The 13,244-nt window shown below is 65.9% G+C and carries 14 protein-coding genes; 9 read left to right on the top strand and 5 right to left on the bottom strand.

From position 1 onward, the window contains the following. Window positions 1-252: 252 nt before the first annotated feature. Complete coding sequence (gene prmC / locus A7D17_RS07910; protein WP_064508605.1) at window positions 253-1,104, bottom strand: peptide chain release factor N(5)-glutamine methyltransferase; 852 nt, start codon at window positions 1,102-1,104, stop codon at window positions 253-255. 202 nt (window positions 1,105-1,306) lie between these two features. Here prmC and ahpC point away from each other — a divergent pair, with 202 nt between their 5' ends. From ahpC to A7D17_RS07880, 6 genes are all read left to right on the top strand, one after another. After that, window positions 1,307-1,870, top strand: a complete 564-nt coding sequence (gene ahpC / locus A7D17_RS07905) for an alkyl hydroperoxide reductase subunit C (RefSeq protein ID WP_064508604.1) — start codon at window positions 1,307-1,309, stop codon at window positions 1,868-1,870. A 189-nt stretch (window positions 1,871-2,059) separates the two neighbouring features. Then, window positions 2,060-3,652, top strand: a complete 1,593-nt coding sequence (ahpF, locus tag A7D17_RS07900; RefSeq protein ID WP_064508603.1) for an alkyl hydroperoxide reductase subunit F — start codon at window positions 2,060-2,062, stop codon at window positions 3,650-3,652. Between the two features lie 90 nt (window positions 3,653-3,742). Beyond that, window positions 3,743-4,684 carry a LysR substrate-binding domain-containing protein gene (locus A7D17_RS07895; protein ID WP_064508602.1) on the top strand — a complete coding sequence of 314 codons (942 nt, stop codon included), beginning with the start codon at window positions 3,743-3,745 and terminating at the stop codon, window positions 4,682-4,684. Between the two features lie 404 nt (window positions 4,685-5,088). Beyond that, window positions 5,089-5,529, top strand: coding sequence for a nucleoside diphosphate kinase regulator (gene rnk, locus A7D17_RS07890; RefSeq protein WP_064508601.1), 441 nt, complete (start codon window positions 5,089-5,091; stop codon window positions 5,527-5,529). 51 nt (window positions 5,530-5,580) lie between these two features. After that, a complete protein-coding gene (gene tal, locus A7D17_RS07885) occupies window positions 5,581-6,549 on the top strand; it encodes a transaldolase (protein ID WP_064508600.1) in 969 nt (322 codons plus the stop codon). 412 nt (window positions 6,550-6,961) lie between these two features. Next, the gene (locus tag A7D17_RS07880; protein WP_064508599.1) at window positions 6,962-7,531 is read left to right on the top strand and encodes a type 1 glutamine amidotransferase family protein; all 570 of its coding nucleotides are present in this window, start codon (window positions 6,962-6,964) and stop codon (window positions 7,529-7,531) included. A gap of 247 nt (window positions 7,532-7,778) precedes the next feature. On the opposite strand, the gene msrA is transcribed toward A7D17_RS07880, so the two are convergent. Next, on the bottom strand, window positions 7,779-8,429 hold the full coding sequence (gene msrA / locus A7D17_RS07875; protein ID WP_064508598.1) for a peptide-methionine (S)-S-oxide reductase MsrA: 651 nt from the start codon (window positions 8,427-8,429) through the stop codon (window positions 7,779-7,781). 96 nt (window positions 8,430-8,525) lie between these two features. Then, window positions 8,526-9,041 carry an SgcJ/EcaC family oxidoreductase gene (locus A7D17_RS07870; RefSeq protein ID WP_064508597.1) on the bottom strand — a complete coding sequence of 172 codons (516 nt, stop codon included), beginning with the start codon at window positions 9,039-9,041 and terminating at the stop codon, window positions 8,526-8,528. 124 nt (window positions 9,042-9,165) lie between these two features. Between A7D17_RS07870 and A7D17_RS07865 the strand changes: the two genes are divergently transcribed. Genes A7D17_RS07865 through A7D17_RS07855 form a run of 3 tightly spaced genes read left to right on the top strand, consistent with a single transcriptional unit; the run spans window position 9,166 to window position 12,241 of the window. Next, window positions 9,166-9,873, top strand: coding sequence for a helix-turn-helix transcriptional regulator (locus A7D17_RS07865; protein ID WP_064508596.1), 708 nt, complete (start codon window positions 9,166-9,168; stop codon window positions 9,871-9,873). Beyond that, window positions 9,870-11,780 (top strand): hybrid sensor histidine kinase/response regulator, encoded by a 1,911-nt coding sequence (locus A7D17_RS07860; RefSeq protein WP_064508595.1) that lies wholly within the window; start codon window positions 9,870-9,872, stop codon window positions 11,778-11,780. Before A7D17_RS07865 ends, A7D17_RS07860 begins: the two co-directional genes overlap by 4 nt. Beyond that, the gene (locus tag A7D17_RS07855) at window positions 11,777-12,241 is read left to right on the top strand and encodes a response regulator (protein ID WP_064508594.1); all 465 of its coding nucleotides are present in this window, start codon (window positions 11,777-11,779) and stop codon (window positions 12,239-12,241) included. The genes A7D17_RS07860 and A7D17_RS07855 overlap by 4 nt, the downstream gene beginning before the upstream one ends. Window positions 12,242-12,346: 105 nt before the next feature. Here the strand turns inward: A7D17_RS07855 and A7D17_RS07850 are convergent, their stop codons facing one another. Both A7D17_RS07850 and A7D17_RS07845 read right to left on the bottom strand, forming a co-directional pair. Continuing rightward, window positions 12,347-12,577, bottom strand: coding sequence for a putative signal transducing protein (locus A7D17_RS07850; RefSeq protein WP_064508593.1), 231 nt, complete (start codon window positions 12,575-12,577; stop codon window positions 12,347-12,349). A gap of 1 nt (window position 12,578) precedes the next feature. Continuing rightward, a complete protein-coding gene (locus tag A7D17_RS07845) occupies window positions 12,579-13,220 on the bottom strand; it encodes a glutathione S-transferase family protein (protein ID WP_064508592.1) in 642 nt (213 codons plus the stop codon). Window positions 13,221-13,244: the final 24 nt, after the last annotated feature.

Genomic DNA, 13,244 nt, shown 5'->3' with positions numbered 1-13,244 from the left:
GCTCGAGATGACTGGCAGCACGATTCGTCGCGCAGCATGGGATCGGTACCGCCAACCATCGTCGTGGCCAGACAGGGACCATCGCGCCACGCCCGCGTGCGCGCTCAAACGGTCAGCGTGGTGGAGCCGCCAATCTGCAGTCCGGCCGCATCCAGCCGCTTCGCGCCCCCATGGCTGCGGACAGGCCTCCGCGCTCGGCGTTGAGGCACTCACACCAGGGGACCTGGCACTGCAAGCTGGCCGGCGCTACCGTCAGGCCTCGGCAGCGGCTTCCCAGCAGCCCAGGCTCACCCGGTCGCGATGCTCAAGGTCCTGCTGCGTGGCGACCTGCGCAAACCCACGCGCGCGCAGTAGCTCGGCTACCGCCTCGCCCTGATCCCAGCCATGTTCGAGCAACAGCCAGCCGCCGCTGCGCAGATGCGCCGGTGCATCGGCCACGATCTGGCGGATGTCGGCCAGCCCGTCGCTACCGGAAGCCAGTGCGCTGGCCGGCTCGTGGCGCAGATCGCCCTGCGCCAGGTGCGGGTCGCCGGCAGCGATATACGGCGGGTTGCTGGCGATCAGGTCGAAGCGCTCGCCTGCCAGTGGAACGAACCAGCTGCCGTGGCGGAACTGCACGTTCGATAGGCGATGACGATCGGCGTTGCGCCGTGCGATGGCGAGCGCGGCCGCACTGGCATCGGTGGCGATCAGCTGCGCCTGCGGGCGTTCGCTGGCGATGGCCAGGGCGATTGCGCCACTGCCGGTCCCCAGATCGGCCACTCGGCGGCCGGCGGCATGGTCCAGCCGCTCCAGCGCCAGTTCGACCAAGGCTTCAGTGTCGGCGCGCGGGATCAGTGTCGCTGTCGAGACGTCCAGATCCAGCGTCCAGAAGCCACGCGAACCGGTCAGGTAGGCCACCGGCTCGCCGTCCACCCGCCGCTGCACCAGGGCCTGGAATGCCGCGGCCACCGTCGTGGTCACCGGATCGCGGCCATGCGCGAACAACCAGGCGCGATCGCGGCCCAGCGCATGCAGTAGCAGCGGCTCGGCATCGCGACGATCGATCCGATGGCATGCCTGCCGCAACAGGTGCTCGGCGGAGGCGGCGGGATCATCGCTCATACGGATCATTCACTTGTGCGCAACATCGGCCGACCATTATCGCGGCTGGAACCGCTTGCCGCATTGGCAGATACCGTCTGCGGAATCGATAGCCTAAGGCTATCTATGCAATTCCATCAATCGATTTGAGGAATCTATCGATTCTGCCTACCATGGCGCCTGTTCCATCCCCCGCCCCCCTTTCATCGCACGAGGAAACTCAATGTCTCTCATCAACACCCAGGTCCAGCCGTTCAAGGCGAATGCGTTTCACAATGGCAACTTCATCGAAGTCACCGAGGCCAGCCTGAAGGGCAAGTGGTCGGTGCTGATCTTCATGCCGGCCGCATTCACCTTCAACTGCCCGACCGAAGTGGAAGACGCCGCCGACAACTATGCCGCGTTCCAGAAGGCAGGCGCCGAGGTCTACATCGTCACCACCGACACGCATTTCTCGCACAAGGTGTGGCACGAAACCTCGCCGGCCGTGGGCAAGGCGCAGTTCCCGCTGATCGGCGACCCGACCCACAAGCTGACCCGCGCGTTCGGCGTGCATATTGAAGAAGAAGGCCTGGCCCTGCGCGGCACCTTCATCATCAATCCGGAAGGCGTGATCAAGACCCTGGAAATCCACGACAACTCCATCGCCCGCGACGTCACCGAGACGCTGCGCAAGCTGACTGCAGCGCAGTTCGTGGCCAACAATCCTGGCCAGGTCTGCCCGGCCAAGTGGAAGGAAGGCGCCAAGACCCTGGCTCCGTCGCTGGACCTGGTCGGCAAGATCTAAGTCGCCGCGCATCCCTGGCCCGGCATTCCGGGCCGGGGGTGAACCGGAGCCGGTGCCGGGCTGCCCGCCCGCCATCGCCAGCACGCATGCCGACCCCGCGCCGGCTGCGGTTCATCCCTTCCTCCCCAGGCGACCTGCGCATGCGCAGCGGCGTCACGCCCTCCCCTTGCCCATTCCCAGGAGTTTTCCATGTTGGATGCCAATCTCAAGACCCAGCTGACCGCCTACCTGGAACGGGTGACGCGCCCGATTCAGATCCACGCCTCGATCGACGACAGCCCCGGCTCGCGCGAAATGCTCGACCTGCTCGAGGACCTGGTGGTGCTCTCGGACAAGATCAGCCTGGATGCGCATCGCGACGATAACCAGCGCAAGCCGTCGTTCGCGCTGACCACCCCGGGCCAGGACATTTCGCTGCGCTTTGCCGGCTTGCCGATGGGCCACGAGTTCACCTCGCTGGTGCTGGCGCTGCTGCAGGTGGGCGGCCACCCGTCCAAGGCCACCGCCGAGTTGATCGAGCAGGTGCAGCACCTGGATGGCGACTACCAGTTCGAAACCTATTTCTCGCTGTCTTGCCAGAACTGCCCGGACGTGGTGCAGGCGCTGAATCTTGCCGCCGTGCTCAACCCGCGCATCAAGCATGTCGCCATCGACGGCGCCTGGTTCCAGGACGAGGTCGAAACCCGCCAGATCATGTCGGTGCCCACCGTGTACTTGAACGGTGAGCTGTTCGACCAGGGCCGCATGACGCTGGAGCAGATCGTCGCCAAGCTGGACACCAATGCCGCCAAGCGCGACGCCGCCAGGATCGCCGCCAAGGACGCCTTCGACGTGCTGGTGGTCGGCGGTGGCCCGGCCGGTTCGGCAGCAGCGGTGTATGCCGCGCGCAAGGGCATCCGCACCGGCGTGGCTGCCGAGCGTTTCGGTGGCCAGGTGCTGGACACCATGTCGATCGAAAACTTCATCTCGGTGCCGGAAACCGAAGGCCCGAAGATGGCCGCTGCGCTCGAACAGCACGTGCGTCAGTACGAGGTGGACATCATGAACCTGCAGCGCGCCGAACAGCTGATCCCGGCCGGTGCCGATGGCCTGATCGAGATCAAGCTCGCCAATGGTGCCTCGCTCAAGAGCAAGACCGTGATCCTGTCCACCGGCGCGCGCTGGAGGCAGATGAACGTGCCCGGCGAAGACCAGTACAAGAACAAGGGCGTGGCTTATTGCCCGCACTGTGATGGCCCGCTGTTCAAGGGCAAGCGCGTGGCGGTGATCGGCGGCGGCAATTCGGGCGTGGAAGCGGCGATCGACCTGGCCGGCATCGTGGCGCATGTGACGCTGGTGGAATTCGACGACAAGCTGCGCGCCGATGAAGTGCTGCAACGCAAGCTGCGCAGCCTGCACAACGTGCGCATCATCACCAGCGCGCAGACCACCGAAGTGCTCGGCGACGGGCAAAAAGTCACCGGTCTGGTCTACAAGGACCGTACCGGCGGCGATATTCAGCACATCGATCTGGAAGGCGTGTTCGTGCAGATCGGCCTGTTGCCCAACACCGAGTTCCTGCGCGGGACGGTGGAGTTGTCGCCGCGTGGCGAGATCATCGTCGACGACCGTGGCCAGACCAATGTGCCGGGCGTGTTCGCCGCCGGCGATGCCACCACGGTGCCGTACAAGCAGATCGTGATCGCGATGGGCGAAGGCTCCAAGGCCGCCCTGAGCGCCTTCGATCACCTGATCCGCTCCAGTGCACCGGTCAGCACCGAAAACGTTGCGCAAGCCGCATAAGCGCAACGACAGCCATCGCCCGGCCATGCCGGGCGCTAAGCTGCATCACGCGTCAGTCGTTACCCGTCACCGCCTCGAGGGCTGCTGCACATGAATCTGCGTGACCTGAAGTATCTGGTAGCCCTGGCTGACCACAAGCATTTCGGCCGCGCCGCGACGGCGTGTTTTGTCAGCCAGCCCACGCTGTCCACCCAGATCAAGAAGCTCGAAGACGAACTGGGTGTGCCGCTGGTGGAGCGCGCACCGCGCAAGGTGATGCTGACCCCGGCCGGCCGCGAGGCGGCAATGCGCGCGCGCGGCATCGTGGCCGAGGTGGAACAGATGAAGGAAGCGGCACGCCGCAGCCAGGACCCGGAAGCGGGTACCGTGCGGCTGGGCATTTTCCCCACCCTGGCACCGTACCTGTTGCCGCATGTGGTGCCGCGCATCCGCGAGCGGTTTCCGCGCCTGGAGCTGTTGCTGATCGAAGAAAAGAGCGACCAGCTGATGCACCAGTTGCGCGAAGGCCGTCTGGATGCGGCACTGCTGGCGCTGCCGCTGCAGGACGATCAGCTGCATGCCGAGTTCCTGTTCGAAGAACCCTTCGTATTGGCGGTCCCGGAAGGCCATCCGCTGGCGCGCCACGACAGCATGACGCTGGACGATCTGTCCGAACAGCGGCTGTTGTTGCTGGAAGACGGCCACTGCCTGCGCGAACAGGCGCTGGATGTCTGCCATCTGGCTGGCGCATTGGAGAAATCCGAATTTCAGGCCACCAGCCTGGAAACCCTGCGCCAGATGGTGGCTGCCAATGTCGGCGTGACCCTGCTGCCGCTACTGGCAGTCAAGCCGCCGGTGGCCCGCTCGGAAAACATCCGCCTGATCCGCTTCCGCGAAGACAAGCAACCCAGCCGCCGCATTGCCATGGCCTGGCGTCGCAGCTCGGCCATGACCGCGTTCCTGGAGCAGCTCTCGCAGTTGTTCAAGGAATTGCCGGCGGACCTATTTGCGTTGGAACAGCCCGCGACCGGACCGAAGGCGGTGGCAGCTTAGGGAATCGGGAATCGGGAATCGGGAATCGGGAATCGCAAAAGCGTTTCATGGCTGTGGTCGCTTTTGGCGACATTTGTAGGCGACAAACAACGGCGGCGCGGAGGCGGCGCCTTTTGTTTTTCTTCCGCTGCTGTTTTTCCACCGCTGCAGATTCATCCGTGCAGCCGCTTCCATAGGGTGGCTTGCATGCGCAGGCGTTTGATCCTGCCATCTGCGCCCTCAGCCTCTGTCGCAGCGCTCGCTTGATCGACGCGCCAATCCCGGGGCTCTGACAAGTCGCAGCGACCTTCGCAAATCAGTCGCACCGCAGAGCCGGGCGGCATGTATTGGGATCGGCCGACGGCGCCCTCATCTTGTCGATGCCGCTTGCCGTGTTGGCGAGCCGTCTTCGTCAGGAGAGTGCCATGACTTCGCAACATCACAGCGGCTTGCCGCCATCCATCCTCGTCTCCAGCCACGACCTCGCCCGGCTTGAGGCATTGCTCGATTCCCCCGCGTTCAACAAGCATCCCGCCGCCACTGCGCTGAGCGACGAACTGGGCCGCGCACGCGTGCTGCCGCCCGACCAGATTCCCGGCGATGTCGTCACCATGCACTCGCGCATCGATTGCGAAGACGAGCTGCACGGCGAACGGCATACGCTCACCCTTGTGTACCCGCAGGAGGCTGATGTCCAGCAGGGCCGCATCTCGGTGCTGGCGCCGGTCGGCAGCGCGCTGCTTGGCCTGTCGGTCGGCCAGAGCATCGACTGGCGCACGCCGGACGGGCGCAACCTGCGCCTGCGCGTGCAGGCCGTGCACGATCAACCCGCTGCCGCGGGCGACTTCCAGCGCGCGGCGCGCTAACGTAGCGCGCTGCGCCATCCCCGACCCGTTCCACGATTCGAGAGAACCCGCATGACTGCATCCCCCTCCAAGCTTGCCCAACTGCGCGACCTGTCCGTGGTCGTCGCCGATACCGGCGATTACGACGCCATCAAGCGCCTGAAGCCGGTCGACTGCACCACCAATCCCACCCTGGTCAAAAAGGCGCTGGACCTGCCGGTCTATGCCGACCTGATCGAGCGCGAGCTGGCCTGGGGCCGCGAGCATGGCGGCGACGATCGCACCGCCACCATCCACGAGGTTGCCGACCGCCTGACCATCGGCGTAGGCGTCAAGCTGGCTGAACTGGTGCCGGGGCGCGTGTCCACCGAGGTCGACGCCGACCTGGCGCACGACACCCAGGCCACCATCGCCAAGGCGCGCAAGTTCATCGCGATGTACGCCGAGCGGGGCGTGCCCAAGGACAAGATCCTGATCAAGATCGCCGCCACCTGGGAAGGCATTGAAGCCGCGCGCCAGCTGCAGCGTGAGGGCATCGATTGCAACCTGACGCTGATCTTCAATCACTCGCAGGCGCTGGCCTGTGCCGAGGCGGGCGTGTTCCTGATCTCCCCGTTCGTGGGCCGCATCCTAGATTACTACGTCTCTCAGGGTCAGACCCCGGCCAGCATCGACGAAGACCCGGGCGTGGTGTTCGTGCGCACCGTGTACGACGCATTCAAACGCCGCGGGTCGTCCACCGTGGTGATGGGGGCCTCGTTCCGCTCCACCGCGCAGATCGAAGCGTTGGCCGGCTGCGACCGCCTGACCATCTCGCCGGACCTGCTGGAAAAGCTCGACGCCGAACACGGCGAGTTGCCGCGCAAGCTCTCGCCGGCCAAGGCCGACAACGCGCAGATCACCCCGATCAACGCCGACAGCTTCGCCACCGACCTGGCCGCCGACCCGATGGCCACCGAAAAGCTGGCCGGCGGCATCGAGACCTTCGCCAAGGACCTGCAGGCCCTGCGCAAGACCATCGCCGACAAGCTCGCCGGCTAATCGCCTCAGCGAACAGGTGCAACCATCAACGCCCGCAGCCGATACTGCGGGCGTTGTCGTTTTCGGAGATGCCGCGGAGATCGCACTGCGGTGTTCGAGCTGGCCGGACACGGCGGCCTGCGCATCCAGTGCAACGCCCCACGTCGCTGCCGCTGCGTCACGCCCGTGTCCAGCGCTCCCCTTTGCCGTCGCTTGAGGGAAAGCAGCTAATGCGACCGGGCTGATCGATACTGTGCCTCGCACCTCGCTGCCATCCGCTACTCCCAGCGTCTCTCGGCTGCTCTCCTGCGTTCGAGCAGCCGAGGACCAGGCCGCAATGACCGCGGCTCCACCCGCCAGTCTCCACACCTTGCTTACAATCGCCACGCGCGCAGTGCCTAGAATCCGGATACCTCAACTGGCGTAGCGGACAATGGCAAACATTGCAGTGGTGATGGTCGATGGCGTGGCCGACTGGGAAATCGGCGTGGTGTTGCCGGCAGCGCGCGAGTGGTTCGGCGACCAGGTGGCCATTGCCAGCATCGACGGGCAGCCGGTGCAGTCCATCGGCGGCCTGCGTATCACGCCGGAATTCGCACTCTCGGATCTTGCGCCGCTGGAAGCGGACCTGTGGATCCTGCCCGGCAGCGAGCGTTGGCAGGCCGGCGAAATCCCGGGCCTGAGCGGATTGCTGGTTGAACGCATACAGCAGCAGCGCCCGGTCGCGGCGATCTGCGGCGCCACCATCGCACTGGCCTACGCCGGGCTGCTCGACGAACGCGCCCACACCAGCAACTCGCTGGCTTTTCTGCAGGAAAACGTGGTGCCCTACGCAGGCGCCCACCAGTTCCGGCACGAAAAGGTCGTGACCGCCGACAGCGTGATCACCGCACCCGGCACCAGCCCGGTGGGGTTTGCCCTTGCCTGCATGCGTCTGCTGCACCCCGAACGCACCGATACGCTTGCACAGTTGCGTGGCATGTTTGCGGGCGAATTCGTCTGATGCAGCCGATGTAATCGGCCGCGCTCGGCGCAGCGGAGCAGCCAGGCCAAGCCAGCTTGTCCCGGCCACGCCACATGACATTCATGCAAAAAAGATGGCCACGTCGTCTCCGACGTAGCCATTCAAGTTGCCTGGCATGCACTCCCATGCGCTGCCTGATCGTGATAACGCTGCCGGTCACTATTGGCCATCGGCGCGCTGCCACGATCACGTGGTTGGCAGCGTTTCAATCCGGCCCGCCTTTCCGTCAGGCATCCAGCCCGATCGGGCAGCTCACTCCCGTTCCGCCAAGCCCGCAATAACCATTGGGATGCTTGGCGAGGTATTGCTGGTGATCGTCTTCGGCGTAATAGAACGTAGGTGCCGGGAAACGAATCTCCGTGGTGATGGCGCCATATCCCGCCGCAGTCAGCTGCTGCTGGTAGGCATCGCGGCTGGCAAGTGCCGCGTCGTATTGCTCCTGCGTGGTGCAGTAGATGGCCGAGCGGTATTGCGTGCCGACGTCGTTACCCTGCTGCATGCCCTGGGTGGGGTCGTGGCTTTCCCAGAACGTGCGCAGCAACTGCGCAAACGGCACCGACGCTTCGTCGTACACCACCAGCACCGCTTCGGTATGCCCGGTCTGCCCGGAACACACTTCGCCATAGGTGGCATTGGGCGTCTCGCCCCCGGCATAACCCACTGCCGTGGTGTACACCCCGGGCACGCTCCAGAACTTGCGTTCTGCGCCCCAGAAGCAACCCAGCCCGAACTGCACCTGGGCCAGGCCAGTGAAGTCACCGCGCAACGGACGCCCATGGATCAGGTGCGTGTTGTGCAGCGGTAGCGCTTGCTCGCGTCCAGGCAGTGCTTCACCCGGACGTGGCATGCGTTGTTTGAAGGCGCCGATTCCCAGCATGGTGCAACTCCGCAATCGTGAGGATTGCCTGCTGGATGGCGCCGGCCGGAGCGGCTTTCAAGCCTGTCCGGCCGGCGCTTGGCACCGGCACGGTACTTACTTGGTCTTGGCGACCGCCGCGCGCGTATCCACTTCCGGCATCGCCGAGCTGTGGTGATTGATGATCAGCCACTTGCCGTCGCGCTTTTCGTACACGAAGGTGTAGCGCGCCTGCACATTGCTCTTCTTGCCGTCCTTGTCGGTCAGGGTGAAGGTGTAAACGCCCGCATCCACCGCGCTGTCGTCATCGAGCACGCGCACGGTGCGGTAATTGACCACGCCCTGTGGCTTCTTGCTCAAAAACATCTCGAAATACTTTTCGATCTGCTCGCGCGAGGCGCGCACCTCGTTGGAGACCGTCGGCAGCAGCACGCCATCGGGCGCGTACAGGTCGGCCACCTTGTGCGGATTGCCTGACGCCAGTGCCGCATTCCAGGTATCGAACAGCGCAGCGACCTCGCGCTCTTCGCCGCCAGCCGGCAACTTGGCCTTGTCGGTGTAGTGCATCACGCCGCCCGCCAGGGCCGGGGTGGCAGCCAGAGCCAGAACCAGGGAAGACAGTGTGCGACGCATGTGGAATCTCCGTATGGGTTGTTGGGGTGCCTCAGAGGGCGAGCCCAGTATCGAAACCAAGCGACCCCAACAATTCTGCCGTCTGGCATATACTCAAATATGCTGATCGGCCTAGAGCGACCCTATGGAAAGCCCCATCAATGCTGGCGATTGGCGCCAGGCGCTTCGACGCGATGCCTCTGATAGCGCCCGCTGGCAGGCGCTCTGGGAGGCCACAGTGGCGCTGCGCCAGGCGCACACACCCGAACAGGCCTGCGATGCGGTGCTCGGTCGCGTGCTGCTGTTGCTGGGCCTGGAGCATGGCGCGGTGCTGGCGCAGCGCGGGCCGCGCACGCAGGTGATCGCCAGCCGCGGGCTTGCCCTGCCACCCGGCGCCAGCGCCGCCGGCGACAGTCACGAAGCCAGCTGGCTGATGCCGCCGCGCCCGGCCGACATCCGCGAAGCCAAGGTGCCGATCCACGCGCTCGGCAGCACCCTGGGCATGGTCTGCGTGGCCTGGAACGATGGCCGCCCCGCCCCTGGCAATGATGATGTGCAGGCACTGCAGGCCTTCGCGTTGCTGCTGCCGGTGATGGTGGCCGAGCCGGCCAGACCGGTCGCCACGCGCCGACGCAAAGTGCTGCAGGACGACCGCCTCAACGCGCTGAGCAAGCGCGAAAAACAGGTGCTGTCACTGCTTCCGCGCGGGCTCACCAATGCCGGCCTCGCAGCTGAACTGGGGATTTCTCCCGGCACGGTGAAAGTGCATGTGGAGCGCATCCTGCAGAAACTTGAGGTAAAAGATCGCACCCAGGCCGCGGTGTACGCGGTGCAAGCCGGACTCGCGCTATGACTGCAATGGCGGTGCGTTGGAACGATTGGCCGATCACCCGCAAGAGCCTGGCGGTGGTCACCCTGCCGCTGCTGTTGCTGGCCGTCGCGCTGATGGCGATCTACAGCGTGGAGCGGCAGAACATCGCTGCCGAAAACGATGTGCGCCAGACCCTGGAAGTGCTGAGCGACCTGTATGAAGCGCACGCGCTGCTGGCGGAAACCGCGGCCGGCGTGCGTGGGTATCGGCTGGTGCGCCGCGATGAATTCCTGACCCCGTATCGCTATGCCGAACCACGCCTGCAGCCGGTGGCCGATCGGCTTTCGCAACGTATTACCGACCCGGTGCAGGCGCGGCGCTTTGCGCGTATCAAACCATTGTTCGCCGAAAAAATGCAGGGCTGGCGTCGTCTGCTGGCGCCGGACCTCAGCCGCGAGGAAGAGATCCGCCAGCTGTGGGACGGCAAATACAAGCTCGACATCCTGCGCGCGGAACTGCGCGAACTACGCGATTACGAAACGGCACAGTTGCAGGTACGCACTGCCAAGGCGCAAGGCTTGCGGCAGCGCAATCTGATCATCACCCTGAGCGCGGCCATGCTCGGCGGCCTGGGCGCGGTCTTTGCGGTGGCCTGGTTCGCTTCGGCGCTGTCCGGGCGCCTGCGCACGCTGGCTGCCAATGCCGACCGGCTGGGAGAAGGCCTGCCACTGGCCGCGCAGCCTCGCGCCGGCGATGAACTGGGCCAGGTCGGGCAGCGCCTGGCGCAGGCTAGCGAACTGCTGGCCGCACGCGCGGCCGAAGCCCAGCTCGCGCGGAGCGAGGCGGAAACCGCCAATCGCGCCAAGACCGAATTCCTCTCACGCAGCAGCCACGAACTACGCACCCCGCTCAATGCGATCCTGGGCTATGCGCAGGTGCTGGACATGGACCTGCCCGAGCCCGGGCCCAGGCGGCATCTGCAGCACATCCTGGGCGCCGGCCGGCATCTGCTGGGACTGATCACCGAGCTGCTGGACATCGCGCGCATCGAGGCCGATCAGCTGGATCTGAGCCCGGAGCCGGTTCCGGTGGATGCGGCGGTGCACGAAGCGCTGGCCCTGATCGCACCGGATGCCGAAAAGCATGGCATCCGCCTGCAGCCGCCAGCCGTCGAAGGCGCGTGGACAGTCCGCGCCGACGCCCAGCGGCTGCGTCAGGTGCTGCTGAACCTGCTGTCCAATGCCGTCAAGTTCAATCGCCCCGGCGGCCATGTGCAGGTGAGCGCGCAGGCGGACGGCGAGCAGGTGCGCATCACCGTGGCCGATCAGGGCCAGGGGCTGACGCCGCCGCAGATCGAGCGCCTGTTCACGCCGTTCGAGCGGCTGGGCGCCGAACGCTCGGCGGTGGAAGGCACCGGCCTGGGGCTGGCGCTGAGCAAGAAGCTGATCGAGGCGATGGGCGGGCAGATCGGCGTGGACAGCAGCCGCGATGGTGCGCGCTTCTGGATCTCGCTGCCGCAGGGCGAACCGCAGCGCAGCGCGCCTGCACCTAGCCTGCTGGCGCCCGGTACCAGCGGCAGCGGTGTCTGTCGCCTGCTGAGCATCGAAGACAACCCGTCCAACCAGGCCCTGATCCGCACGCTCACCGAGCGCCGCCCACAATGGCAACTGCTGGAGGCGGCCAGCCTGGCGCAGGCGCGCGAGCTGCTGCAGCACGGCCTGCCGGACCTGATCCTGCTGGACCTGCACCTGAGCGACGGCAACGGCGAGGAGCTGTTGCGCGAATTGCAGGCGCTACCGGCTACGGCGCAGCTACCGGTGGTGGTGATCAGCGCCGATGCCACCAGCGCTACGCTGGCGCGCGTGGGCGGCCAGGGTGTGCGCGCCTACCTGACCAAACCGCTCGACGTAGCGGAATTCTTCACCGTCCTCGACAGGTTGCTGGCATGACACGCGACGATATCCTCGGCTCCCGCATCCTCATCGTCGATGACGAACCGACCAATGTGCGACTGCTGGAGGACCTGCTGCAGCGCGAAGGCTTCCAGCAGGTCATCGCCACCACCGACCCGCAGCGGGTGATGGGGCTGGTGTCGGCCTTTGCGCCGGATCTGATCCTGCTGGACCTGAAGATGCCGGAGCTGGACGGCTATGCGCTGCTGGAACAACTGGCGCGGCTGTCCGATCCGGGGCATTTTTTGCCCGTGATCGTGCTCACCGCCGACCCCAGCCGCAGCGCACGTCATCGCGCCCTGGGCCTGGGCGCCAAGGACTTTTTGACCAAGCCGCTGGATACCTTCGAGGTGGCGCTGCGGGTGTGGAACGTGGCCGAAACCACGGTGCTGTTCAAACGCCTGCGCGCACTGGCCGCGCCGGAGGCAGCGCTGCCTGGATGGCGTCAGCCGGAATGATGCCTGGGCATCGCAGAAGTGCACCTGGGCGCGACGCGGCGTTGATCGGCAAGGCTTCATCGCGCCCGGGTACGCTCCTGCGACTGGCGCTGGGCTGCTTCGACCCTACAGCGCGCGGGTGACCTGCCCGCACAGGCCGATCTGGGCCAGCACCGCTTGCGCCTGACTCAGATGGATGTCGGCCACGCACACCTGCAGCACGCCGAAGGCAGGCAATTCGCCGGCACCGCCCAAGAGCGATTCGCCGAACACGAAGGCGGTGATGCCTGCATCCTCGAGTGCGTGCTTGGCCAGATGCGCATCGATGATGTGGCTGGCGCGATAGGCGATCTGCATCTCAGCCGCGCCCCGCGCGTTCGCGCTCTGCCCCGAGGCGCCACTCGCGCAGCGCCGGCAACGCATCCAGCGCGGCCAGATAGTCGCCGGCCGCTTCGAACAGCGGCACGCCATAGCTGGCAAAACGCAGCGCCACCGGCGCGTACATCGCATCGACGATGCCGAATTCCCCGCACAGGAAACTTCCCGCATGACCATGCTCGGCGCGCAGGCTGGCCCACAGCGTCTGGATGCGGGTGATGTCGCGCTCGGCCGCGGCATCCCATTGCGCCGGGCCTGGCGGGCGGGCGAGATTCATCGGCAACTGGCTGCGCAAGGCGGTAAAGCCGGCATGCATTTCGGCTGCGGCCGCACGCGCTTGTGCGCGTACCGCAAGATCGGCTGGCCAGCCGCGCCCGTCGAGCCAACGCTCGTTGGCGTATTCGCAGATCGCCAGCGAGTCCCACACGTGCAGGGCGTCGTCCCACAATACCGGCACCTTGCCGGTGGGCGAGTAACCGACGATACGCGCCTGGAAGTCGGGCGTATCAAGCGGCAGGCAGACTTCCTCGAATGGAATCCTGAAATGCCGCAACAGCAACCACGGCCGTAACGACCAGGAAGACAGGGTCTTGTCGCCGATCACCAGGCGGGGCAATGGCATGCGGGGCGTGCTCCTGACGGGGTC

It is taken from the genome of Xanthomonas floridensis, assembly GCF_001642575.1.
GTDB classification, from domain to species: Bacteria; Pseudomonadota; Gammaproteobacteria; order Xanthomonadales; family Xanthomonadaceae; genus Xanthomonas; species Xanthomonas floridensis.
This window is presented reverse-complemented; position numbering and strand designations above follow the sequence as displayed.